The sequence below is a fragment of the Paenibacillus sp. DMB5 genome (assembly GCF_001517085.1).
Classification (GTDB): domain Bacteria; phylum Bacillota; class Bacilli; order Paenibacillales; family Paenibacillaceae; genus Paenibacillus_AQ.
On sequence record NZ_LRAC01000150.1, the window covers coordinates 1 to 22,150 of the forward strand.

General features: G+C 53.8%; 20 protein-coding genes and 1 pseudogene. 16 read left to right on the forward strand and 5 right to left on the reverse strand.

Annotation, left to right across the window (positions count from 1 at the left end):
• From AWJ19_RS26795 to AWJ19_RS26815, 6 genes and pseudogenes are all read left to right on the forward strand, one after another.
• The coding region (locus AWJ19_RS26795; RefSeq protein ID WP_157890093.1) for a DUF4430 domain-containing protein at nucleotides 1-456 on the forward strand (456 nt) is incomplete at its 5' end.
• Nucleotides 453-1,397 carry an energy-coupling factor transporter transmembrane component T gene (locus tag AWJ19_RS26800; RefSeq protein WP_068728285.1) on the forward strand — a complete coding sequence of 315 codons (945 nt, stop codon included), beginning with the start codon at nucleotides 453-455 and terminating at the stop codon, nucleotides 1,395-1,397. The genes AWJ19_RS26795 and AWJ19_RS26800, both read left to right, overlap by 4 nt.
• Before the next feature lie 23 nt (nucleotides 1,398-1,420).
• Nucleotides 1,421-1,818 (forward strand): annotated as a pseudogene (locus AWJ19_RS37765) (ABC transporter ATP-binding protein); the annotation flags it as partial.
• 147 nt (nucleotides 1,819-1,965) lie between these two features.
• Nucleotides 1,966-3,018, forward strand: a complete 1,053-nt coding sequence (locus tag AWJ19_RS37770) for an ABC transporter ATP-binding protein (protein ID WP_347231168.1) — start codon at nucleotides 1,966-1,968, stop codon at nucleotides 3,016-3,018.
• On the forward strand, nucleotides 2,982-3,668 hold the full coding sequence (locus AWJ19_RS26810) for an ECF transporter S component (protein WP_068728286.1): 687 nt from the start codon (nucleotides 2,982-2,984) through the stop codon (nucleotides 3,666-3,668). Before AWJ19_RS37770 ends, AWJ19_RS26810 begins: the two co-directional genes overlap by 37 nt.
• Nucleotides 3,669-3,804: 136 nt before the next feature.
• Nucleotides 3,805-5,514 (forward strand): methyl-accepting chemotaxis protein, encoded by a 1,710-nt coding sequence (locus AWJ19_RS26815; RefSeq protein WP_068728287.1) that lies wholly within the window; start codon nucleotides 3,805-3,807, stop codon nucleotides 5,512-5,514.
• A gap of 99 nt (nucleotides 5,515-5,613) precedes the next feature.
• Here the strand turns inward: AWJ19_RS26815 and AWJ19_RS26820 are convergent, their stop codons facing one another.
• The 5 genes from AWJ19_RS26820 to qoxA all read right to left on the reverse strand — a co-directional run bounded on the left by AWJ19_RS26820 (nucleotide 5,614) and on the right by qoxA (nucleotide 11,327).
• Entirely contained in the window at nucleotides 5,614-7,158 is a 1,545-nt protein-coding gene (locus AWJ19_RS26820) for a stalk domain-containing protein (RefSeq protein WP_068728288.1), read from the reverse strand.
• 251 nt (nucleotides 7,159-7,409) lie between these two features.
• On the reverse strand, nucleotides 7,410-7,703 hold the full coding sequence (qoxD, locus tag AWJ19_RS26825) for a cytochrome aa3 quinol oxidase subunit IV (RefSeq protein ID WP_068728289.1): 294 nt from the start codon (nucleotides 7,701-7,703) through the stop codon (nucleotides 7,410-7,412).
• 1 nt (nucleotide 7,704) lies between these two features.
• Nucleotides 7,705-8,301 carry a cytochrome aa3 quinol oxidase subunit III gene (gene qoxC / locus AWJ19_RS26830; protein ID WP_068728290.1) on the reverse strand — a complete coding sequence of 199 codons (597 nt, stop codon included), beginning with the start codon at nucleotides 8,299-8,301 and terminating at the stop codon, nucleotides 7,705-7,707.
• Nucleotides 8,298-10,241, reverse strand: a complete 1,944-nt coding sequence (gene qoxB / locus AWJ19_RS26835; protein ID WP_068728291.1) for a cytochrome aa3 quinol oxidase subunit I — start codon at nucleotides 10,239-10,241, stop codon at nucleotides 8,298-8,300. The genes qoxC and qoxB overlap by 4 nt, the downstream gene beginning before the upstream one ends.
• A gap of 75 nt (nucleotides 10,242-10,316) precedes the next feature.
• Nucleotides 10,317-11,327 (reverse strand): cytochrome aa3 quinol oxidase subunit II, encoded by a 1,011-nt coding sequence (gene qoxA, locus AWJ19_RS26840; protein WP_068728292.1) that lies wholly within the window; start codon nucleotides 11,325-11,327, stop codon nucleotides 10,317-10,319.
• Nucleotides 11,328-11,836: 509 nt separating this feature from the next.
• On the opposite strand from qoxA, the gene AWJ19_RS26845 reads away from it, so the two are divergent.
• From AWJ19_RS26845 to AWJ19_RS26885, 10 genes are all read left to right on the forward strand, one after another.
• Nucleotides 11,837-12,112: a hypothetical protein gene (locus tag AWJ19_RS26845; protein WP_068728293.1), complete on the forward strand. Its 276-nt coding sequence runs from the start codon at nucleotides 11,837-11,839 to the stop codon at nucleotides 12,110-12,112.
• 20 nt (nucleotides 12,113-12,132) lie between these two features.
• Nucleotides 12,133-12,426 carry a hypothetical protein gene (locus tag AWJ19_RS34945; RefSeq protein ID WP_068728294.1) on the forward strand — a complete coding sequence of 98 codons (294 nt, stop codon included), beginning with the start codon at nucleotides 12,133-12,135 and terminating at the stop codon, nucleotides 12,424-12,426.
• The gene (locus AWJ19_RS26855) at nucleotides 12,377-12,967 is read left to right on the forward strand and encodes a polysaccharide deacetylase family protein (protein WP_068728295.1); all 591 of its coding nucleotides are present in this window, start codon (nucleotides 12,377-12,379) and stop codon (nucleotides 12,965-12,967) included. Before AWJ19_RS34945 ends, AWJ19_RS26855 begins: the two co-directional genes overlap by 50 nt.
• Nucleotides 12,968-13,562: 595 nt before the next feature.
• The gene (locus AWJ19_RS26860) at nucleotides 13,563-13,949 is read left to right on the forward strand and encodes a GntR family transcriptional regulator (protein ID WP_068728296.1); all 387 of its coding nucleotides are present in this window, start codon (nucleotides 13,563-13,565) and stop codon (nucleotides 13,947-13,949) included.
• Entirely contained in the window at nucleotides 13,942-14,844 is a 903-nt protein-coding gene (locus AWJ19_RS26865; RefSeq protein WP_068728297.1) for an ABC transporter ATP-binding protein, read from the forward strand. Before AWJ19_RS26860 ends, AWJ19_RS26865 begins: the two co-directional genes overlap by 8 nt.
• Nucleotides 14,798-16,807, forward strand: a complete 2,010-nt coding sequence (locus AWJ19_RS26870) for a DUF6449 domain-containing protein (RefSeq protein WP_068728298.1) — start codon at nucleotides 14,798-14,800, stop codon at nucleotides 16,805-16,807. Before AWJ19_RS26865 ends, AWJ19_RS26870 begins: the two co-directional genes overlap by 47 nt.
• A gap of 154 nt (nucleotides 16,808-16,961) precedes the next feature.
• Nucleotides 16,962-17,132 (forward strand): hypothetical protein, encoded by a 171-nt coding sequence (locus tag AWJ19_RS35430; RefSeq protein WP_157890096.1) that lies wholly within the window; start codon nucleotides 16,962-16,964, stop codon nucleotides 17,130-17,132.
• Between the two features lie 91 nt (nucleotides 17,133-17,223).
• Nucleotides 17,224-18,075 carry a nucleotidyltransferase domain-containing protein gene (locus AWJ19_RS26875; protein WP_068728299.1) on the forward strand — a complete coding sequence of 284 codons (852 nt, stop codon included), beginning with the start codon at nucleotides 17,224-17,226 and terminating at the stop codon, nucleotides 18,073-18,075.
• Between the two features lie 2 nt (nucleotides 18,076-18,077).
• A complete protein-coding gene (locus tag AWJ19_RS26880; RefSeq protein WP_068728300.1) occupies nucleotides 18,078-19,523 on the forward strand; it encodes a 3' terminal RNA ribose 2'-O-methyltransferase Hen1 in 1,446 nt (481 codons plus the stop codon).
• The gene (locus AWJ19_RS26885) at nucleotides 19,520-22,135 is read left to right on the forward strand and encodes a polynucleotide kinase-phosphatase (RefSeq protein WP_068728301.1); all 2,616 of its coding nucleotides are present in this window, start codon (nucleotides 19,520-19,522) and stop codon (nucleotides 22,133-22,135) included. The genes AWJ19_RS26880 and AWJ19_RS26885 overlap by 4 nt, the downstream gene beginning before the upstream one ends.
• The last annotated feature ends 15 nt before the right edge of the window (nucleotides 22,136-22,150 follow it).

Genomic DNA, 22,150 nt, shown 5'->3' on the forward strand with positions numbered 1-22,150 from the left:
GGCGAAGCCGTCCGCTGCCGCAAGCCCTTCTGCCGGCACTGCGAAGCCGGCAGAAACGCCGCCGCCAGCGGCGGCCAAACCCACGGCGCTGAGCAGCCTGCCGCCGTGGCCGATACAGCCGTCATCTCCATCACAGGAGATGCGGAGCATGGGGTGATTCTTGCGCCGGCGGCGTTCGAGATCAAGGAAGGCGAAAGTGCGCTGGACCTGCTGAAGCGGATTACCCGCCAGCACAAAATCCAGATGGAATTCCAGGGAGCCAAAGGCTTTGCCTATGTTGAAGGCATAGACAATCTGTATGAATTGGATCATGGAGCGGAGAGCGGCTGGATGTACCGGGTGAACGGGGAGTTCCCGGACAAGAGTGCCGGAAGCTACACCGTACAGCCCGGGGATACGATAGAATGGCTGTATACACTTGACCTTGGCAAGGACATCGGAGCCAAGGCGCCATGAGCAGCGGCTTCCGGGCCATGCATCCGGCAGTAGCGCTGCTCTATTATGCCGGGCTGCTGCTGTTCGCCGCACTGATCACGCATCCGCTCTTTCTGATTACCGAGCTTGGGGGGCTGATCCTCCTGCTGCTGTTGCAGGGGCAGGGCCGGCAGCTGCTGCGCGGGCTGCCCTTCTATCTGCTGATGGCCGGTTCCGTGGCTGTGCTGAACCCGTTGTTCTCGCACAGGGGAGCGCATATCCTGTTCTACCTGTGGGACCAGCCGATTACGCTGGAAGCTGTGCTGTACGGGCTGATCATGATGCTGGTGCTGCTTACGATCTTTCTGTTATTCATCTCTTACAACTACACCGTAACAACGGATAAATTTATGTATGCCTTTGCTGCGGCTGCGCCAAAGACGGCCCTGCTGACGCTGATGGCCATCCGGTTTGTACCCTTGTTCCAGAGAAGGCTGCGCGAAATCACCATGATCCAGCGGTTTCGGGGAATTGATGTCGGCGAAGGGAGCCTGCGCAAAAGAATGCGTGACGGCATGACGCTGCTGAAGGTGCTGCTGACCTGGTCACTGGAGGAGGCGCTGCAGACGGGGGACTCCATGAAAGCAAGGGGGTACGGTATCCGCAGACGCAGTACGTATTCGATATACAAAATGGACTGGTTGGACAAAGCCGTGCTCCTGCTGCTGGGGCTCAGCGGACTGATTCCGCTGATTCTCTGGCTGCAGGGCTATGGAACATTTGAAATCTATCCGCGTATGAAGCCTTTAGTATTCGGCGGCAGGGAAGCAGTGATGTACATCAGCTTCTGCCTGTTCGTGCTGATACCGCCGGGCTTGGAAGGAAAGGAGATTTGGCTATGGAGATCATCGCGGCGGAAGGCCTATCCTTCCGTTACCCCGGAGCCGAACGGGACTCGCTCCATGAGCTCACCTTTACGGTAGAGGAAGGGGAGTTTGTAGTACTGATGGGCCCGTCAGGCGGCGGCAAAACGACGCTGCTGCGCCAGCTGAAGCGTGAGCTCACCCCTGTAGGGACGGGAAGCGGCATAATCCGTTATGCAGGATTGCCGCTGGCTGAGCTGCGGATGAACAGGCTGCCGGGGAGATCGGGATGGTATTCCAGAATCCGGAGGCGCAGATTGTCATGGATACCGTCTGGCATGAGCTGGCCTTCGGGATGGAGAATCTGGGCCTATCGCCGCAGGTGATGCGGAGCAGACTGGCGGAGATGGCCGGCCTGTTCGGCCTGGAGCCGCTGCTGTACAAGCCGGTGCATGAGCTTTCGGGCGGCCAGAAGCAGCTTCTTAATCTGGCCTCCGTCCTGCTGCTTCAGCCAAAGCTGCTGCTGCTGGACGAGCCGACCTCACAGCTTGATCCGGTTGCAGCGCGTGAATTCATCCAGACCCTGCACAGGCTGAATGAGGAAATGTCGATGACTATTATCATCAGCGAGCATCGTCTGGAGGAGGTGCTGCCGCTGGCTGACCGTGTGCTGCTTATGGAGGGCGGAATGCTGCGGGCAGCCTGTCCTCCGCGGGAGCTTGTTTCCAAAGCAGCAGAGGGCACGTTTGCCGCGGTTCAATCGTATTTGCCTACCGCAGCGCGCCTGTACCTTGCCCTGCCTGCACAGGGGAAGGCGGATGCTCTGACGGAGTCCATCCCCCTGACGGTGCGGGAAGGTAAACGCTGGCTGCATAACCTTGCGTCTGCTGCGGCCGGCGAACCGCCTGGCGGCAATTCTGCTGCCGCTTCCGGCAATAACGCTGCTGCCTTATCGCGTAAGGCTGATTCCGCTCCGCTGTTAAGTGCGAGAGAGGTTACCTTCCGTTACGAGAAGGAAGGCCGGGAGGTACTGCGCAAGCTCAGTCTGGCGCTGCACCGGGGGGAGCTGCTTGCCATTCTGGGCGGCAACGGCGCCGGTAAGTCCACGCTGCTGCATGTGCTGAGCGGGCTGGCCAAGCCGCAGCGCGGCAAGGTGGAGCTGGCCAGGGGGATGACAGCAGGTTTTCTTGCCCAGAACCCGCTGCTCTATTTCAGCTATGATACCGCACTGGAAGAGCTGCAGCACATGGCTGCGTTTGCCCGTCTGGCACCGGATGAAGCCACATCGGAGATTGCCCGGCTGACAGAGGCGTTTGAGCTTCAGCAGGTGCTGCAGAGCCATCCGCATGATCTCAGCGGCGGCCAGCAGCAGAAGCTGGCGCTTGCCATGGTAATGCTGCTGAAGCCGGCGGTGCTGCTGCTGGATGAGCCGACCAAAGGCCTCGACCCTGACGCGAAGGTGCGCTTTGCCGGGCTGCTCCGGCAGCTGCTGGAGCAGGGGATGAGTATCGCTGTAGTAACACATGATGTAGAGTTTGCTGCACGGTATGCTTCCCGCTGTGCGCTGCTGTTTGACGGGAGCATCACGGCGGAGGGGACTCCGGCGGATTTTTTCAGCAGCAACTATTTTTATACAACTGCAGTTAACCGCATAGTGCGGGATATACTGCCCCAGGCACTGACAATAGAGGATGTGATGACAGCATGGCAAGGTTACGCTTTCCGCTCATCGTTGCTGTAGCCCTGTTTCTGGCCGGTCTGGCGCTTACGGCGGCGCTGAAGGACCGCCATTATATGCTTTTGAGCCTTCTGCTGCTCGGGGCGGCACTGCTGCCTGTTTTTCTCCGGCTGGAACGGCGGAAGCTGGAGTCCAGGGAGCTGGTGCTGCTGGCTGTGTTATCGGCTATTGCCGCAGTCAGCCGGATTCCGTTCGCAGCTTTGCCGAGCGTGAAGCCTGTATCTGCCCTTGTGATCCTGTCGGCCTATGTGTTTGGGGCGGAGGCGGGGTTTATCATCGGGGCCGTAGCTGCGCTGGTATCCAATATTTATTTCGGACAAGGGCCGTGGACACCGTGGCAAATGTTCGCCTGGGGAATGGCCGGTCTAAGCGCAGGCTGGCTGCGGAACTCCTGGTGGATGAAAAAGCGCGGAGGAATGCTGCTGTTCGGCTTTCTATGGGGCTTCCTGTTCGGATGGATCATGAACATCTGGTACATTATCAGTCTGCCGGAGGCCTTCAGCTGGGGGCTGGTTATGACCGCCTACGCTTCCAGCTTTTATTTTGACCTGGCCCATGCCTTGTCCAATGTGTTCTTTTTGGCCATACTTGCCGGGAGCTGGACCGGTGTACTAGAGCGTTTCCGCCGGAAATACGGGCTGCTGCAGGATTGAACGGATTCATTATCCCTGTCGTAACATTCAGCAGATATCATAGTATTCGACAAAATTTTCGAGATGCATCATTTTTCGACTTTTTTCGCCGATATAGATTTTATAGCACGATAGGGAAAAGGCGGGAATAAGGCTAATGAGGAACTTAAAAGTAAAATTCAAAATGGCAGTTCTGGTAGCTGTTGCAGTAATCCTGGTGGTTGGTGTTGGAACTGTAGGAATTCTGTTTACGGATAAGCTTGCTGACCGGTCCCAGGAGACTTACAATCAGAATCTGATTCCCATTTATCTGGTTACTGAAATTCGCGCCAATAACCGGGCGATCGAGTCTTTTCTCCTGGAGGATCTGCTGACCCGGGAATCGGAGCGAAGCAAGCAGCTCACCGCTGATATTCAGGGCAAGATTGAGCAGAATAATGAGCTGATGAACCAGCTGAAATCCATTGACTTCAATGATACGCAGATCAGCAGCTTAATCGATGAGTACCTGTCGCTGCTTGAGGATTATCGGACTCAGCGTGATAATATCATTCATCTGGCAGACAAAAACCTGAGTGAGGAAGGCTATCAGGTATTTTCCGGAAGTGCCTTCAGCGATTCGCGGACCAAAATGGTCGGCTTGCTGGACGAGGCCGCTGCTTCACTGATTGCAGAAGCCGAAACGCATAATGAGCTGACGCTGGCCAATGCCAAGACCTCCCGGACAATCAGCACCCTGCTGATAACCGCTGCCTGGGTGCTGTGCATTGCCATCAGTATCATCATTTCCCGGCTGATCACGAGGCCGCTTAAAGAGCTCCAGATACTTATGAAACGGGCAGAAGAAGGTGACCTGACCGTAACCGCGGCTTATGCCTCCAGTGATGAGATCGGCCAGATCAACCAGTCCTTCAATTCGATGCTCACCAGCCTGAAACGGATGATGCAGGGGATATCGGAGAGTACGGAAATGCTGTCCGCGTCTTCACAGGAGATGAGTGCAAGCGCAGAGCAGACGGCGCGCGCTTCGCAGCTGATCGCCGAGGCCTCGGGAGATATTGCGGCCGGATTCGAGGCTCAGGCTGACAGCATCATCCGCACCACTGCATCCGTGCAGACCATGGCAGAGGATATTGCAGCAGTCGAGCACAGCAGCAATGACATGGCTGAACTGATGACCGGGGCAGCGGCTTCCACCGGATACGGTGCCGAGGCGGTAAACGGCATTATCGCCCGCATGAGTGAAATCAATGCGAGCGTTGCTGCTACACAAGCCATTGTCGGCAATCTGGGCAGCCTCTCGGAAGAGATCAACACTATCATTACTACAATAAACGATATCGCGAACCAGACGAATCTGCTCTCGCTGAATGCCTCTATTGAAGCAGCCAGAGCAGGCGAACACGGACGGGGGTTCGCAGTGGTTGCGGAGGAGATCCGCAAGCTGGCTGAAGCGACAGGGCACAGCTCACTGAAGGTTACGGAGATCATTACGGATATCCAGCAGCAGACGGGCAGTGCAGTCGCTTCAATGACGGCCGGATCGGAGCTTGTAGCGCGGGGTGTCGAACAGAGTGAAGCCGTGTCACTGGCCTTTGCGGAAATCCAGTCGGCTATCGAGTCAGCTGTCCGGCAGACAGAACGGATCAGAATCGCGGTGGAGCATGTCGCCGAAGAATCACAGTCGGTGACAGAAGCAATGGAACAGGTGGGCGAAGCCTCCCGCAAAGGTGCGGAGGATGTCCAGGACGCCAGCGCTGCGACCAGAGAGCAGCTGTCCGCCATGGGTGAGATGTCCATGTCCGCCCAGTACCTGGCGACGCTGGCTGAAAATTTGCAGAAGGAGCTGGCAAGGTTCAAGCTATAGCAGAGTATACAGATTCTAACCGCAGGCAGCCCCTGGAACGCTTAGGTTCCAGGGGCTGTCTTGTTTTTAAGCCTGATCTGTCCTGTTATTCAAAATGGCTTAACTGGTGAATGGAGTCAGACGGCCGCCGCCGCTAAGTGTAATAGTAGCCCCGGCCAGCCAGCTGTTGGCGCTTGCTGACGCATCATAGTAGATGGTGTATCCGTTATCCTTGATATTGGACAGGGTGGTGTCGCCGTCAGTCAGAGTACTCAGGTAGGAATCTGCGGTAACGTTCCAGACACTGGTTGCATCAAGCGTAAGTGAAACAGACTTGGCTGCATTGGCCGTGTCGAGCGCACCGGTCAGGGAGCTGCCGTCCGAGAGAACAAGCTGAGCCGAGCTGATGCTGTCGGCAGTGACATCTCCGGTCAAAGGCTGGGCATCGGCATTAAGCGTCACTGTAGCGCCGTTTGCGCCCGTTGTGCCCCATTTATCAGCACTGGCAGCCAGCAGGATGCCGGAGTTATTTGTAAGTCCAACGTTCTTAAGGTTGATAACCGCATCGGTGTTGGTGACATAGAACAGCGGTCCTTCGTAAGCGGTCAGCGAGCCGCCGGTCATTGCCAGAGTGCCGGTTCCGGTCTCGGCATCACCCGAAAAGCTCTGATAGAGCATAATCCCGCTTTTTTTGGCACCGGACAGGTGAGTATTTGTCAGTGTGATGGAGTTCTTACCTTCAATTACGGCTGCTTCCGATCCTTGTGCTGTAATCAGCGCATCGGTGACGGAGATCGTACCGGTGGAGTAAATCCCCGGCGAATCTGTGCCGGTTGTCAGCATCGTGCCTCCGGTAACCTTTACCGTACCGTTGCCGCGGTCAGTGGCAATACTGGCGGAATGGGTTCCGGCTGTTGTGATATTGGTGTTGGTGGCATTGACGGTTCCTGCATAGGTGGCATCCAGTCCGCGGGATGAATCCTCGATAGTTGTAATGGTTGCGCCGGATACATTGACGGTTGACCCGGCACCGGTTGCAAATACGGCATTTGCTCCGTTTGCACTGGTGGTTATGGTTGAGTCATTCAGGGACACCGTGCTGCCCCCGGCTGCAAGGAGCGCGGCATTTAGCCCGTAAAAGTTACTGTTGTCCTCAGAGGAGGTGCCGCCGGTTTTACTCAAAGTCACTCCATTTAGCGTGAGGGCACCGCCGGCTGTAACTTTGACTGCGGAGGTATCTGTTGTCACAGCGGTGTAGGATTCATCTGTTTTGCTGGCAGTACTGCCATCCAGCAGGTAAGTTGCACTCCCTAAGCTGGCTGCATCTGCAGTGCCGGCTGTTTCTTCCGGCGCTGAGCCCGTCTCAACGGCCCCGGTCAGGCTGACGGTTTTGGTGGTTTTATCATAACTGGCCGTTAATCCGACCGCTTCCGAGATCGCTCTGGCCGGAAGGTAGACGGTGCCGTTATAGATGAACGGTTCTACAGTCGCGCCTGTGGCATCCTTCAGTGCGGTTTCCTGGCCGTTCAGTTCAACGATAATATCATCGTAGGTGACGGCAATCTTCTTCGTAATGGTGTCGGCATAAGCTGATACTGACATGGCTAGTGAGGCGGTTACGGCGGCTCCGACGACAAAACCCTTCATTCCACTTTTTTTACTCATACTTGTTCTCATCCTTTGCTGTTAGTGTAGGTACTGCTATGTAGATCCAAATATCTGTGCTGTGAATAACTACATTGTAGAACCGCTAACTGAGAACCATCTGAGCCTGCGCTGAATGTTGGTTGAACCCGGGCTGAATGTTTGTTGAAAATGCTGAAGGTAGGGTGTCTCATCACGAAAAAAAAGCCCGCAACCGGAGCATATACCGGAAGCGGGCTGTTTCTGTTAAGACGATTATAAAGCTGTAAAGCTTACGCGTACCAGCCCCATACGAAGATGAAGAGGGTACCGAATAGAGTGATCAAACCTACGAACAAAGCATAGGCAATGTTGATGTAGAGTTCCTTTTTGGTATCTGCCGATTCGCCGATGTGCATGAACACGAACAGTTGCAGGGAAGCCTGGATAATTGCAGTGACCGTCAGAACCACCACATTGGCTGCATGGGACAGATCCCCGTAAATGACAATCAGCGCAGCGGCTGAAAGGACCAGTGAGGCCAGATAGCCCATTACATGGCGGATTGGAAACAGTTGCTTTATCATGTCACATCAGTCCTTTCAGATAGACGAAGCTGAAGATGAAGATCCAGACAACGTCTAAGAAATGCCAGAACAGTGAGAAGATAAATGTTTTGTTGGCTGTAGCGGGTGTGATTCCCCGGCGCCACAGCTGGATCATGATGCCTACTCCCCACAGGAAGCCGAAGCTGACGTGGGCACCGTGCGTTCCCAGCAGTACAAAGAGACTGGAGAGGAAGCCGCTGGTCTGCAGAGTAGCACCTTCATGAACATAGGTGAAAAATTCATCAATCTCAATCCCGATAAAGCCGAGACCCATGAGCAAAGTGATACCCATAAAGATCATCATGGCTTTCTTGTGGCCGAGGCGCATCGCATGCACAGCCAGACCGATTGTAAATGAACTGGTCAGGAGCAGGAAGGTCTCAGCCAGAACCGGTCCGATTTCGAACAGCTCAGGGCCGCTTGGACCGTCGGCAAAACGGTTAACCATAACGAAGTATACAGTGAACAATGTAGCAAAGAGCGGAATTTCAGCTCCGAGGAAAACCCAGAAGCCGAAGATCTTATTACTGTTCTCTTCTGTTGAATATTCCAGCGGCTTCGACGCATCTATCTTCATACAGTCTCACCCCGCAGTTTCTTTTCAGTAGCGATAACTTCTTCTGCACTTACATAGAAGCCATGATCCTGGTCAAAGGACATTGCAGCCAGCATAACGATAACACCGACACCGGCAACAATTGCCGGAATCCACATGCTGAATACGAGGAAGAAGCCCAGGAAGAAGAAGATTACACCCAGGATAAACGGCTTCCCGGTGTTGTTTGGCAAGTGAATCTTGGTGATTTTGTCTTCAAACAGCGATACTTTTTTCTGCTTGGATTCCCAGAACGGATCCAGGGATTTAACCTTAGGTACAACAGCGAAGTTGTAGGCAGGGATCGGACTTGGTGTAGCCCATTCCAGGGTACGACCATCCCAAGGATCGCTTGTTGTGTCTCTCGGCATGTAGCGGGTACTCCAGTAGATGTTGTACACCAGCAGAACGAAACCGATAGCCAGACCTACCGCTCCGACGAACGACAGCATATTCAGCGGACCGAAGCCGGTCTCTTCCGAATAGGTGTACATACGGCGTGTCATCCCCATCAGACCGAGGAAGAACAGCGGGAAGAAGGTTACGTTAAAGGAAATGATGATCCACCAGAAGGCGTGCTTGCCGAGACGTTCGTTCAGACGGAAGCCGAATACTTTCGGGAACCAGTAGTGGAACCCGGCAATAACGGCGAACACAGCGCCCGGAATCAGAACGTAGTGGAAATGCGCTACCAGGAACATCGTGTTATGGTACTGGTAATCGGCACTGGCCATCGCCAGCATGACGCCGGTAACACCGCCGATGGTGAAGATCGGAATAAAGGCCAGTGTGTACAGCATCGGTGTAGTAAAGGTTATCCGGCCCTTACGCAGGGTGAACAGCCAGTTGAATATTTTGACCCCTGTCGGTACAGCAATCGCCATCGTAGTGATGGAGAAGAAGCTGTTGACCATTACGCCCTGACCCATGGTATAGAAATGGTGCGCCCATACCAGGAAGGACAGGAGGGAGATGATAACCATACTGAATACCATCGAGGTATATCCGTACAGGTTCTTTTTGGAGAAGGTGGCGATAATCTCACTATAAATACCGAATGCCGGCAAAATAACGATATATACTTCAGGATGTCCCCATACCCAGAACAGGTTGGCCCAGAGCATATCCATCCCGCCGTTGGCCATCGTGAAGAACTGCGAGCCGAACAGGCGGTCGAACATCATCAGTGCCAGTGCTACGGTAAGCACAGGGAAAGCGAAGACGATAATGATGTTGGTAATCAGAACAGACCAGGTGAACATTGGCATCTTCATCAGTGTCATGCCCGGAGCGCGCATTTTGAGGATGGTAACAATGAAGTTAACCCCTGTAATGAGCGTACCGATACCTGAAATCTGCAGCGCCAGAGAGTAGTAGTTGTTCCCTACAGTCGGGCTGAATTCCAGACTCGCCAGCGGGAAGTAAGCGGACCAGCCTGCATCCGGAGAACCGCCGATGACGAAGGAGATGTTAAGCAGCATGGCCCCGAAAAAGAAGAGCCAGAAGCTGACGGCGTTGAGGCGCGGGAAAGCAACGTCTCTTGCGCCGATCTGCAGCGGAATGATGACATTCATCAGACCGATGATAAACGGCATGGCCATAAAGAGGATCATGATCAGACCGTGAGTGGTAAAGACCTCATTATAGTGCTGTGCATCAAGGAACTTCATTTCAGGCGCTGCAGTCTGCAGACGCATCATCATGGCGTCCACGCCGCCGCGGAAGAGCATCAGGAGGGCAGCCAGGATATACATGACCCCGATTTTCTTGTGGTCCACAGTGGTAAGCCATTCGCGCCAGAGATAGCCCCACTTCTTGAAGTAGGTCAACCCGACGAGAATCCCGATGGTGGCAAGTGCAATACTGACCATGGCTCCATAAATGAGGGGTTCGCCGTGAACCTTAAATTTCTCTAAATCCATTAGGGTGGCTCCTTTCAGGTTGTTGCTGATGCATGATTCATGCTATCTAAGAGCGGATAGCTCTCATGGTTGGTTTTATTGGTGCGTGTGCTCTTCAACAGGTGAGCTCGGCAGCGGCTCTTCTACCTCAGGGGCAGGGTTGCCGTCGAACTCGGTCTGGCTGGAAGGTGCCGGGGAAGGATGGATCTCCTTGTTATCCTCGTGTTCTTCACCGCCGTTGTGCATATCCATTTCCGTGCCGTCACCGCTCATATGCTCGCTGTGATCGCCAGGAGGCGGGCTGAATTCCAGATGGGTAGAAGAATAAGTCTTGCGTCCAAGATGCTCGGCAGCCAGAAGTCCCTGGAATTCGTCTTCTGTCAGCGCAGGCGCAGTATCCTTAACTTCCTTAACCCAGTCCTGATAATCCTCGTCAGTCATAACCAGCGTTTCAAATTCCATGTGGGCAAAGCCTTTCCCGCTGAAATTAGAATTCTTACCGATATAAGAGCCTACGGTATCACCAGAGAGGTTAAGATAGGTGAGCATATCGCTCATTGCGTATTTCTGTCCGGCCAGCTGCGGAACCCAGAAACTGGTGATCGTTCCGAAGGAATACAGTCTGAATTCAACTGCACGGTGAACCGGGATGTTCACATAGTTTACTGTTTCGATGCCTTCCTCAGGATAGCTGAAATGCCATTTCCAGTTGGAGGAGGAAGCATAAATAACGAGCGGATCCTGATCCTTGTACTCATTAGCCACATTCTCAACGGCATGGGTGGACTTTACAGTCACAACGGACAGGAAGGCTACAATGATGATCGGGATGATAATCCAGATGGCCTCAAGTACCTTATTGCCCTCCTCATGTTCCGGAATGTAGCCTTCATTGCTCTTCTTTGCCCGGTATTTCACCAGGACGAAGATATATAAGATGTAGACAACTGCCAGGACAAAGGCCATCACCGCAATGGAGAGGATAATGGTGTCAGACAGCGTCCGTGCAGCCGGGCCCTTAGGATTCAGTACGGTTAACGAACTGCATCCCGGCAGAATAAAGAGCAGGCTGAGAAACAAAGCGTATAACGGTCCCTTTTTTTTCATATAGAACTCCTTCCTTCAATAATTCTTTTCATTAGCCGTTCGTTGCTGAAGGGCAAAATAATAACCTGTATCTATAGTAAGAATTACTTACCCGGATTGCAAAATACATATTTTGTAAGAAAATCTATAATCGTCCTCAAAAATGGCGATAAAGTTAAAGATATGTGATCAATTTGTTACAAGTGTCGTTATGTATGACAAAGATCACTGTAGCGGCGGGCTTTAAGCTAAATTTAAGGTTGTTCAAACTTTGTTCAAAATTACCGTATTGTTGCTAATTTCGTCACAATTAGAATGTGTGAAAGGAACGGAAATTAAACGCTTTATTTGTTGGTCTGACAGCATTCGACGAAAGTTGCACATATTCTGGCGTGAGGAGCCATTGTGCAATTTATCACAGCGTGAAAAAGTAACAATATTTTAGGCGCCCGGTTACAATCTCTCAAATTACGTTATATCTATGTATGATAGAGTTAGAGGCAAATATACATAGATTGGAGCTCTTGCTTGTGTTTAAAAAAGTATTGCTTGTCCTTATGTCCTTATTTTTAACTTTTGGAGTGCTGCAGACAGCAGCAAGTGCTGCCGGTGCGGGCTCAAGTCTGAAGCTTGGTGTGAATGACAAGCTGACCGCAATTGAAGCTGTGCCGGTTAAGGGCAGCTATTATGTGCCGCTGCGTACTGTAGCTGCAGAGCTGAAGTGGACAATTACCGGGCTGTCTGACGGAATCGCGGTTGCCGCCGGCGCAAATCCGTACGCCTGCTTAAGAATAACGGCGGACTGAAGCTGCAGGACGGTACGGTTGTGCCGATGGACAGCTTTTTGCAGAACGGGAATCTGATGGTTCCGGTGAAGATCAGCGGATACCTCGGATATAGCATAACCTTTCAGGGAGATAAATATTTACTGAGAGTCCGGGACGGGTCGGCGGCCATGAGCGATGAGGCTTTTGTGAAGCAGTATGCGGACGAGCTGAAGCCGCAGGCCGTAAGTCCGGCTAAACCTTCCGGAGAAGGGGCCGTTAAAGGGCGGACCCTATATCTGACCTTTGACGACGCCGTCGGCGACAACGGCACAGCTGCTGGATATACTGGATAAGTATGAAGCCAAAGCAACGTTCTTTATGCTTGGCCCGAACATGAACCGTTATCCCGCCCAGGTGAAGCGGATTGTGAAGGCAGGGAACGGGCTTGGGCTGCATGGTATGACCCACCGCAAGGAGAAATTTTATGCTTCGCCTGCGGCAGCGCTGGCTGAAATGACGGCGGATAACGCGGTGCTGAAGAGAATCAGCGGGACGGAAACGACGCTGATCCGTCCGCCATACGGAAGCAAGCCGTACTTCACCAAAGGCTTCCGGGACAAGGTGCTGGCCCAGGGCTATCACCTGTGGGACTGGAATGTCGATTCGGAGGACTGGAGATACAAGGAAGACAGCGTTAAAATCTATAACTCGGTTATGGATCAGGTGCACAAGCTGCAGTCATCCAAGACTAACCCGGTTATCCTGATGCATGACCAGAAGGCAACATTGAAGGTGCTGCCGCGCCTGCTGGAGACCTTCAAGAAGGAAGGCTACAGCTTTGCTGTAATCACCAAAGATCTGAAGCCGCTGAACTTCTGGAATGATGAGCGGTAAACAGCAAAAGGAGTATGGAGCGGAAGCATTATGTTATGTGAAAAGAGTCCGGCAGACTTAGTCTGTCCGGCTTTTTTTGCTGTGCATGGGCTGCTTTCGTATAAACGTTACTAGTGGCGGAACTGCGAAGTTGAAATAAGTGTATTTGGTGCAACTAAAGTGGCCTGTAGAGCTGCTTTTTCAGGAATAAGTGTATTACGTGCAACTAAAACCGGCGGATAGCCTGATTTAGCTGAAATTACCGCGATATAGGTGTACAAAGTGCAGTTAAAGCCGACCGAGACTCAAAATTGCCCTTTTTAGTTGCACAAAATGCAGTTATCCGGTGGCTGCCCAAAGGTAGCAATTATGCTAGGGGCTGAATCAAGCATAGTGGAAGTTTGCTAACATTCTCCGATACCCCCGCTCCCCGGAATCTGATTGGAAAACCGACTACAGTAGCCCCCGAATAGCTATCCCACAACAACGGCCAATATGCTAAAAGCGGGCAGACCGTTTCTTTGCGTTGACAATTTAATTCAACTGTATTAATAATAGTAGTACAGTTAATACACCTAAGTTTTCCATATTTGTAGCTTAGTAAAGGAGGGCGCCTATGTTCGAACTGGATGTCCGCAGCCGCAAGCCGATTTACGAGCAGCTGACTGACAAGGTTAAAGAGATGATTATGCATGGCATCCTTCAGGCCGACGAGCAGCTGCCATCAGTAAGAACATTGTCCTCCCAGCTTACAGTCAATCCCAATACGATTCAAAAGGCGTACCGGGAGCTGGAGCGGGAAGGCTTTATTTATTCCCTGCCCGGAAAAGGGAGCTTTGTGGCACCGCTTGCGCAGGAGCGCAGTGAGAACCAGCGGACAGAGCTGCGCGGACAGCTGCTGAGGCTGATGGCCGAGGCGGTATACCTTGGCTTCACCGAAAGTGAGATAAGCGCATTGTACCGGCAGGTTATGGAGCAGAGAGAGGGGGAGAAGCATGATTGAGATGCGCGGGGTAAGCAAAGTGTTTCAGGGCGAAAAGGCGGTGGACAGCCTCTCGCTGACTGTGCCGAAAGGGACGATCTACGGCCTGCTCGGATCAAACGGCGCAGGCAAAACCACCCTGCTGAAAACACTAGCCGGAATTTACCGGCCAGAGGAAGGGACCGTTACGGTTGGCGGCGAGCCGGTTTTTGAAGCTCCGGATGTAAAGCGGAGGATTATTTTCATGCCGGACAGCCCGTATTTTTTCCCGCAGGCGTCGGTGCGGAGTATGGCTGCATTTTACAGGTCGATCTATCCTTCATGGAGTGAGAAGCGGTTCGAGGAGCTGGGTGCAGCTTTTAAGCTGGACCGGAAGCGGAAGCTCAGCAGGTTCTCCAAAGGGATGCAGCGTCAGGCTGCACTGTGGCTTGCACTGAGCTGTACGCCGGAGGTGCTGATCATGGACGAGCCGATCGACGGGCTTGATCCGGTAATGCGCCGGCAGATCAAGAATCTGCTGTTCCAGGAAGTGGCCGACCGGGGGCTGACCGTCCTGATTTCCTCCCACAATCTGCGCGAGATTGAAGATCTGTGCGACCATGTCGGCATTATGCACGGCGGCCGGATGCTGGTGGAGAAGGAGCTGGATGACCTGAAGGCGGACACGCATAAAATCCAGGTGGCTTTCCGCGATCAACGCCACGCCGGTGCGCTTGCCGCCAAGCTGCAGATCCTTCACCAGGAGCAGCGGGGCAGCGTAAGCCTGTATATTGTAAAAGGTGATCGTGAGCGGATCACGCAGGCTTTTCATGTGTACGAGCCTTATGTATTCGACCTGCTGCCGCTGACGCTGGAGGAAATCTTTATTTATGAAATGGGGGATGCCGGATATGATGCGCAGCCGATTCTTCTTTAACAGCAGTGTCATCCGCCAGAACCTGCGCCAGCATGGCTGGATCGGAATTATTTATTCGCTCGTTCTTTTATTCGCGCTGCCGCTGCAGCTGTTCCTGAACAATGACCCCAACCCGGAGCGCAGGACTATAGACAACCTGTTCTTCATCGGCGGAGAGATTCAGATGCTGTTCTCTGTTACGGTGCCGGTCGCGGCAGCCTTGTTCCTGTTCCGTTATCTTCAGGCCAAAGCGCCATCCGATCTCTGGCACAGCCTGCCGCTGCGCCGGGAACACCTGCTGGTGTCCCATACGGCAAGCGGGCTGATTCTGGTGCTCGGACCGGTCTGGCTGACTGCCGCCGTGACCGCAATAGTGCGGCCAATGGCCGGCAACATGTATATTTACTCCTGGGCAGACGTGGGGCAATGGTGCCTGACGCTGACGATCCTTACGCTGTTCCTGTTTGTATTCAGTGTGTTTGTCGGCATCTGTACCGGGCAATCCGTGCTTCAGGGGGTGGTGATCTACATTCTGCTGGTTCTGCCTGCCGCGCTGCTGATGCTGGTGAATGAACATTTCAGCATGTATCTGTATGGTTACCCGGCATGGTACGGATTAAGGGGCCGGAGTGAAGTCTGGTCTCCGCTGATGCATATGATCTATGTCAAAACCAATCCGTTCACCGCCGGCTATCTCTGGTTCTATTCGGCATTGACTGTCCTTTTGTTTGTGCTGTCCTTCCTGCTGTACCGTAAACGCCACGGGGAGAAGGCGGGCCAGGCGATTGCCTTTACTTACTTTAACCCGCTGTTCAAAGCGGGGATTATGCTCTGTGCCATGCTGTTATCGGGTACTTACTTCGCTCATCTCCGGTACCAGCAGCTTGGCTGGATTATCGGCGGCCATCTGATCGGCGCACTGATCGGCTATATTGCCGTAGAGATGATTATCCGCAAAACCTGGCTGATTCTGACCCGCAAGGCGGCACTCGAGTTTGCCGGATATGCAGCGCTGCTGGGACTTGTGCTGTATATTCCGGTATCCGGGCTCACCGGCTATGAGAACAGGGTTCCGGCTGCGGATAAGATAGCGGGTGTATATGCTTCAGATAATTATTCCACATACGATGCCTACTGGAACAATGCATATCCTTTTACAGACAAACAGGACCCCTTCATCGGGGATAAGGACTATGTTGAAGCTGTCCGCAAGCTGCATCAGGCAATGGCAACCATGCGGCCTCATCCGCAGAATGTGGAATACCGTGATTTTTATCTCATGTATAAACTGGACAACGGACGGATTTTGAACCGGAGCTACCGGGTTCCCGTTGCCGGTTTTGAACCGGAGCTGCGGGCCGTAATGGAGAGCGACGGGTATAAACGTACATTGTACAGGCTTTATCAGCTGGATGAAGAAATAGAAGGCCTGCGTTTCAGTGATTACAACAAGGCTCTTATTATTTCGGACCCGCAGGAAATTGATGAGCTGAAAGAATTATTGAAACAGGAAATTATGAATATGAGCTATGATGACCAGACCGGGCGGCAGCGTTCTTACGCAACCATTCAGATTATAGGCAAGCCTGATGATGAAGGATATCCTTACTTCTCAAGCTATGAGTGGATGCATTCCTTCAGTAAGCTGACGGAGCGGCTTGAGCAGCTGGGTTATGCCGACAAAATCCGTGTGACACCGGGGGATGTGAAGTCGGCAGAAGTAATTCCGAACGAATATTCCGGCAGGTTCACCGGAAGTGACCGTTATGATCTTGAACGCCATCTGGAGCTGGCCCGCAAAGAGAACCGCTCCGCTTCAGTTAATGATGCTGCAGCTATCAAGGATATCCTTGACCGGGGACGTTATTATACTAACTCTGACGGGGGCTATCTGGTGAAGCTGGTCTATAATGAGGGCAGAGAGGACTTTATAACCCTGCGGGAAGAGGATCTGACGCCGGAAATCAGGGCGGTTCTTCCCTAGCCTCTACAGTGTACCGGGCATCGGCCTGCCAATGCCGGCGGGTTGACAGAAACTGGGCCTGTGAATTATGCTGTTGGAAAATGCTAACATCAGGAAAAGCATATGTTTTCAAATTCAAATTATCAAACAAAATGTTAAAGGAGGTCAGCTGCAGATGAATACTTACAAGAATGAATTCAACAACAATAATAGCTATGAAAATCTTATGCATTCCGAGAATCCTCGCATGTATTCCATCTCTCTGGCCTCCCTGGATCATAATCCGTTCTCAGCAGCAGGTAATTTATTGACGGTACCGGTATTTACCGGGAGCCGCGATACGTAACCGGCATTCAGCTGCAGACCCGGGTAAGGCCATGGACGACGGAGTCCATGGCCTTTTTATATTTTTTTGAGCGGAAAGGAGCATGAACAGAATGTCTGAAATCGAGCTTGAGATTATACACCAGCTGCGCATGATTGAGGCGGAAGAAGATGTGCGTATCCTGTATGCCTGCGAATCAGGCAGCCGGGCCTGGGGTTTTCCGTCCAGGGACAGTGATTACGATGTGCGTTTCCTGTACGTGCGCCGGCCTGAAGCCTATCTGTCCATTTTTGAACCGAGGGATGTCATTGAACGGCCGATCAGCAATCTGCTGGACATTAACGGCTGGGATCTGAAAAAAGCGCTGCTGCTGTTCCGCAAATCGAATCCGCCTCTGCTGGAATGGCTGCAGTCCGGGATCCGATATGAGGAAAATTACACGGTAGCCGAGAGTATCCGCGCGCTTTCACCGCTCGGCTTTTCACCGAAGTCCTGCATTTATCATTATCTAAACATGGCCAGGGGGAACTATCGCAGCTATCTTCAAGGCAGCGAGGTCAAGATCAAGAAATACTTCTATGTGCTCCGCCCGCTGCTCGCCTGTGCCTGGATTGAGAAATATAACGGGGTTCCGCCGCTGGAGTTCTCCGTGCTCGTAGAAACACTGATTCCGGAGGGAACTCTGCTGCGGGAAGCCGTAAATCAGCTGCTGATTCGTAAAATGTCCGGCGATGAGCTGAAGGTGGAGCCCCGGCTTGAGGTTATAAATAATTATCTGGAGCAGTCAATTGCCCATTTTGAAGAGTCGGCTTCCCTGTTTGAAGCAGCTGACGGAGTAACGGATGAACAACTGGACGTACTATTTTACAGCGCACTGGCGGAGGTTTGGGGTAACGAAAGCTCCTGGACTGCAGGATTAAAAGAGGTCAGGAGGCCGTCAGGCAACGCTTATGGAGGGAACTAGAGATGCATTTAATCATCAGGGCGACGGGAGCGGGAGCAGGCATGCTGTCCCATCTGCTGGCCAAAAATCCGAATAACCTGTATGACCGGACTGAAAAAGAGGCAAGGGTCCGCATTGTTTTTACCGCCTCCTCCGAAGAGCTGACCGAAGCGGTTATTTATGTGACGCCTGATCCGGTGGAGCTTGTAAAGGGAGACTCACAGGCGCACAATGATATTACGCAATATATCAATGACCGGGAATTTGTGACCAGCAGCCTGTTCTGCACTTACATCCGGGCGGCGCTTGGTACGGCATTGAACGGCAAACCGAAGGAAGCCTATGTGCCCCGGGTGAAGGAGCCGCTGGAGCTTGTGCTGAGCTTCGGGCCTGTGGCATCCAATTTGCCTGACCGCACGGTGGAAGAGCTGTTTGGTGCTCTCGGCTATGAGGTTTCTCTGGAACGCGGCGATGCGGAATATACCTTTGCGTTAAAGGCACGCAGCTCGGCGAGGTATATCCGGCTAAAAGGGAAGCAGACACTGCAGACAGCGTTGCAGCAGCTGTTTGTACTGATCCCCGCCCTGGATGATTACAAGCACTATTACATCAGTGATGATGAAGTGGACAAAATCCGGCGTTACGGCTCAGGCTGGCTGGAGCAGCATCCGCAGCGGGCACTGATTCTGAAGCGCACGCTGCGTTTTGCCGGAGCGATCAGGCAGTATGAGGAGATGGCGGCAAAAGAGCTGCAGGAAGCCGGCCGCGGCCCTGGAGCACCGGCGGACATCCCCGTACTGGAAGAGTCCTCTCCGGGCGGTTCCGCAGAACCATCCGGAGTTCAGGAAGAGCCGAAAGTCCGGCTTAACGATCTGCGCTATGAGGCGATTGCCCGGACGGTCGGGGAGCTGGACGCCAGAGCCAGCATCGTGGACTTCGGCTCCGGTGAAGGCAAGCTGTCGGCCAGGCTCAGCAGTGTGCCGGGCGTCCGCGAGATCAGGGCAGTTGAGCCTTCGGCTGCTTCACAGCTGCGGGCGATGGAACGCTTCGCCAAGCTGGAGGGCAGGCCGGGAGTGGTTGTTCCCGAGCCCGTGACCGGCTCACTGTTCTATTTCGATGAGTCGCTGCGGGACAGGGATGTTATGATTTTGTGTGAGGTTATTGAGCATATTGATGAACACCGGCTGGACCGGGTGATGGATACTATTTTTAGCCAGTATGCCCCCAAGACCCTGATTGTGACAACGCCGAACAAGGATTACAACACCGTTTACGGGATGGAGCAGGAGGAGATCCGGCATGGCGACCACCGGTTTGAGTGGGGTCGTGAAGCCTTCTCGGCCTGGTGCAGCCGCTGGACTGGAGCTTTTCCTTATACAGCTGAGATTACAGGAATCGGCGAAGGTTCTGCGGAGTATGGATACCCGACACAGATGGCGGTATTTACGAGAGGAGAACACCTGCAATGACGGAAAAAAATGAAGCACAGCGGACCATTCCGTTTCCGCACGGAGGCATTATCGTGCTGGTCGGGCCGTCAAACAGCGGTAAAACCACTCTGCTCCGCAGACTGGTAGAGGAAGGTGTGCTGCTGGAGACGGAAATGGTATCCTCCGATACCTACCGTACACTTGTTGGTGATGTCGAGTACCTGGACTGGAAGGGGCGGCCGCGTGAGGAGGCTGATATTCTTTATAGTGATTATCAGAAGCTCTCCGGCCTGGCCTTTGAGGCGATGAACACCGTGGTGTCGATGCGCAGCAGGCTGGGCAAGCTGACGGTGGTGGACGCTACGCATCTGCAGCCGGAATACCGCCGCAAATATATTGAGATCGCTGCCGGGCATGATCTGCCCTGCGTGGCCTGGGTACTTGATGTGCCGGAGCAGACACTGCTTGCACGGGACAAGACGCGGGAGCAGCCGCGCGGCCGTCAGCGGGTCAAAAGCCAGTACAGCCAGTTCAAGCGCTCACTGCGCGGGCTGCGCGAGGAGGGCTTTGACTTTACATACATGCTGAAGGAGCCTGAGGCTGTGCAGTTTGTGCGCCGGGACAATCCGCTGCTGGCTGATATCGGTGCCGGAATAGATGTGATCGGTGATATCCACGGCTGCTATGATGAAATGCTGGAGCTGCTCGGAGAGCTTGGCTATGCTGCCGATGAAGCCGGGCTGTACAGGCATCCCGCCGGCCGGACACTGGTCTCGGTCGGGGATGTCATGAGCCGCGGACCGAGATCGCTGGACACGATGATCTTCTGGAAGCGGCACGTTGACGCCGGGATCGCCCGGATGACCGACAGCAACCACGGCTGGAAAATCGCCCGTTACCTCAGCGGACGCAACGTCACCCTGAGCCACGGTGACGAAAATATTGCTGCAGAGCTCAGGTTATTGGAAGAGGAAGCCGGACCTGAAGCGGCTGCAGCCTTAAAAGAAGAGCTGAAGCAGTTTCTTCTATCTGCCCCCAGCCATCTGGTCATGTGCCGGGACGGGGTGCGGCGGCTTGTGATCGCCCATGCGGGCATCCGTGACGAATATATCGGCAGGCAGTCCCGCCGGATTCAGGATTTCTGCCGTTACGGTGACACCGACGGGACGGACGCTGCAGGAGCACCGGTACGCAAAGAGTGGTATACCGGACATGAATCGGGCGAGCTGATTATCTGGGGCCATGATCCGCGTCCGTATCCGGCAGTGGTAAAAAATACAATCAACATCGACCAGGGGGCGGTATTCGGCGGAGCACTTACGGCTTACCGCTACCCGGAGCAGGAATTTGTCAGCGTCAAGGCACGCCGCGATTATGCGGAAGATCCGGACAGCCCGCTGGTCCGCTGGGAGCGTGGGCGGTTTGCTCCACCTAACCTCGGCAAGCTAGTAAACGGCTATTCTGTCTTTACAGATGCATACGGAGAGGTCGCGGTGCGCGGGGATTATGTGAAGGCGGCGGTCGACAGTGTCTCCCACTATACAGTTCCGCTGGAGGAGCTGGTGTACATTCCGCCGACCATGAGTCCGACTCCGTCTGTATCCGCAGATGAGTCTTACCTGGAGCATCCGCAGGAGGCTTTCGACTATTTCCGTTCGCAGGGAGTTACCACGATGGTTGCCGAGAAAAAGCATATGGGCAGCCGTGCCGTGCTGCTCCTCTTCCGCGACGAGCAGGCGGCCGTGTCCTATATCGGGCGGCCGGCGCTGGGCACCATTTATAGCCGTACAGGCCGGGCGTTTTTTGACCGGGAGACGGAAGCGCAGGTGCTGGCCCGGCTGAATGCCGATCTGGTGCAGGCCGGTTATTTTACCAGATATAATACGGAAATGCTGCTGCTCGATGCGGAGATTATTCCCTGGAACCTCAAGGCGCGGGAGCTGATTGCCACCCAATATGCCCATGTTGCAGAAGCGGCGAAAATGGACCGTGAGCATCTTCTGATTAAGCTCCGTCAGGCAGAAGCGGCGGGCCGCGATGTCTCCGGCTGGGTGCAGGAGATGGAAGCGAAGCTGCAGAGTGTCCAGGTCTTCCGCCAGGCCTTCCAGCAGTACTGCTGGGATGTAAGCGGGCTTGAGGGCATCCGGATCGCCCCGTTTCATATACTGGCCCACAGCGGTCAGAGCTTTTTTGACCACAGCCATATCTGGCATATGGAGCAGGCCCGCCTGCTGGCCGGGATTTCGCCGCTCTTCCTGGAGACGGAATACCGGGTCATCCGCAGCGGGGCTGATGAGGCGGATACGATCAAATGGTGGCAGGGCATGACGGAGGACGGCCATGAAGGCATCGTCATCAAGCCGGAAACCTTTATTACGAAGAACGGCAGGCACATGGTCCAGCCGGCCATCAAGGTGCGGGGACGGAAATACCTGCACATTATATACGGTATCGACTATCTGCAGCCGGATAACCTGAAACGCCTCAAGCAGCGCAGGACCTCCAAAAAAGAGCGCCACGCCCTGATGGAATGCGCGCTCAGCGTGGAATCCGTGAACCGGTTCATCCGCAAGGAGCCGCTGGAGCGCGTGCATGAATGTGTGCTGGCTGCTCTTGCGCTGGAGTCTGACCCGGTTGATCCCCGGCTGTAGCGGAATGAGGGGAGT

Bases quoted from the DNA above. Each gene is read 5' to 3' on its own strand.
- AWJ19_RS26800 (WP_068728285.1), top strand. From the start codon at position 453: ATGAGCAGCGGCTTCCGGGCCATGCATCCGGCAGTAGCGCTGCTCTAT.
- AWJ19_RS37770 (WP_347231168.1), top strand. From the start codon at position 1,966: ATGCTGCGGGCAGCCTGTCCTCCGCGGGAGCTTGTTTCCAAAGCAGCA.
- AWJ19_RS26810 (WP_068728286.1), top strand. From the start codon at position 2,982: ATGGCAAGGTTACGCTTTCCGCTCATCGTTGCTGTAGCCCTGTTTCTG.
- AWJ19_RS26815 (WP_068728287.1), top strand. From the start codon at position 3,805: ATGAGGAACTTAAAAGTAAAATTCAAAATGGCAGTTCTGGTAGCTGTT.
- AWJ19_RS26820 (WP_068728288.1), bottom strand. From the start codon at position 7,158: ATGAGTAAAAAAAGTGGAATGAAGGGTTTTGTCGTCGGAGCCGCCGTA.
- qoxD (WP_068728289.1), bottom strand. From the start codon at position 7,703: ATGATAAAGCAACTGTTTCCAATCCGCCATGTAATGGGCTATCTGGCC.
- qoxC (WP_068728290.1), bottom strand. From the start codon at position 8,301: ATGAAGATAGATGCGTCGAAGCCGCTGGAATATTCAACAGAAGAGAAC.
- qoxB (WP_068728291.1), bottom strand. From the start codon at position 10,241: ATGGATTTAGAGAAATTTAAGGTTCACGGCGAACCCCTCATTTATGGA.
- qoxA (WP_068728292.1), bottom strand. From the start codon at position 11,327: ATGAAAAAAAAGGGACCGTTATACGCTTTGTTTCTCAGCCTGCTCTTT.
- AWJ19_RS26860 (WP_068728296.1), top strand. From the start codon at position 13,563: ATGTTCGAACTGGATGTCCGCAGCCGCAAGCCGATTTACGAGCAGCTG.
- AWJ19_RS26865 (WP_068728297.1), top strand. From the start codon at position 13,942: ATGATTGAGATGCGCGGGGTAAGCAAAGTGTTTCAGGGCGAAAAGGCG.
- AWJ19_RS26870 (WP_068728298.1), top strand. From the start codon at position 14,798: ATGAAATGGGGGATGCCGGATATGATGCGCAGCCGATTCTTCTTTAAC.
- AWJ19_RS35430 (WP_157890096.1), top strand. From the start codon at position 16,962: ATGAATACTTACAAGAATGAATTCAACAACAATAATAGCTATGAAAAT.
- AWJ19_RS26875 (WP_068728299.1), top strand. From the start codon at position 17,224: ATGTCTGAAATCGAGCTTGAGATTATACACCAGCTGCGCATGATTGAG.
- AWJ19_RS26880 (WP_068728300.1), top strand. From the start codon at position 18,078: ATGCATTTAATCATCAGGGCGACGGGAGCGGGAGCAGGCATGCTGTCC.
- AWJ19_RS26885 (WP_068728301.1), top strand. From the start codon at position 19,520: ATGACGGAAAAAAATGAAGCACAGCGGACCATTCCGTTTCCGCACGGA.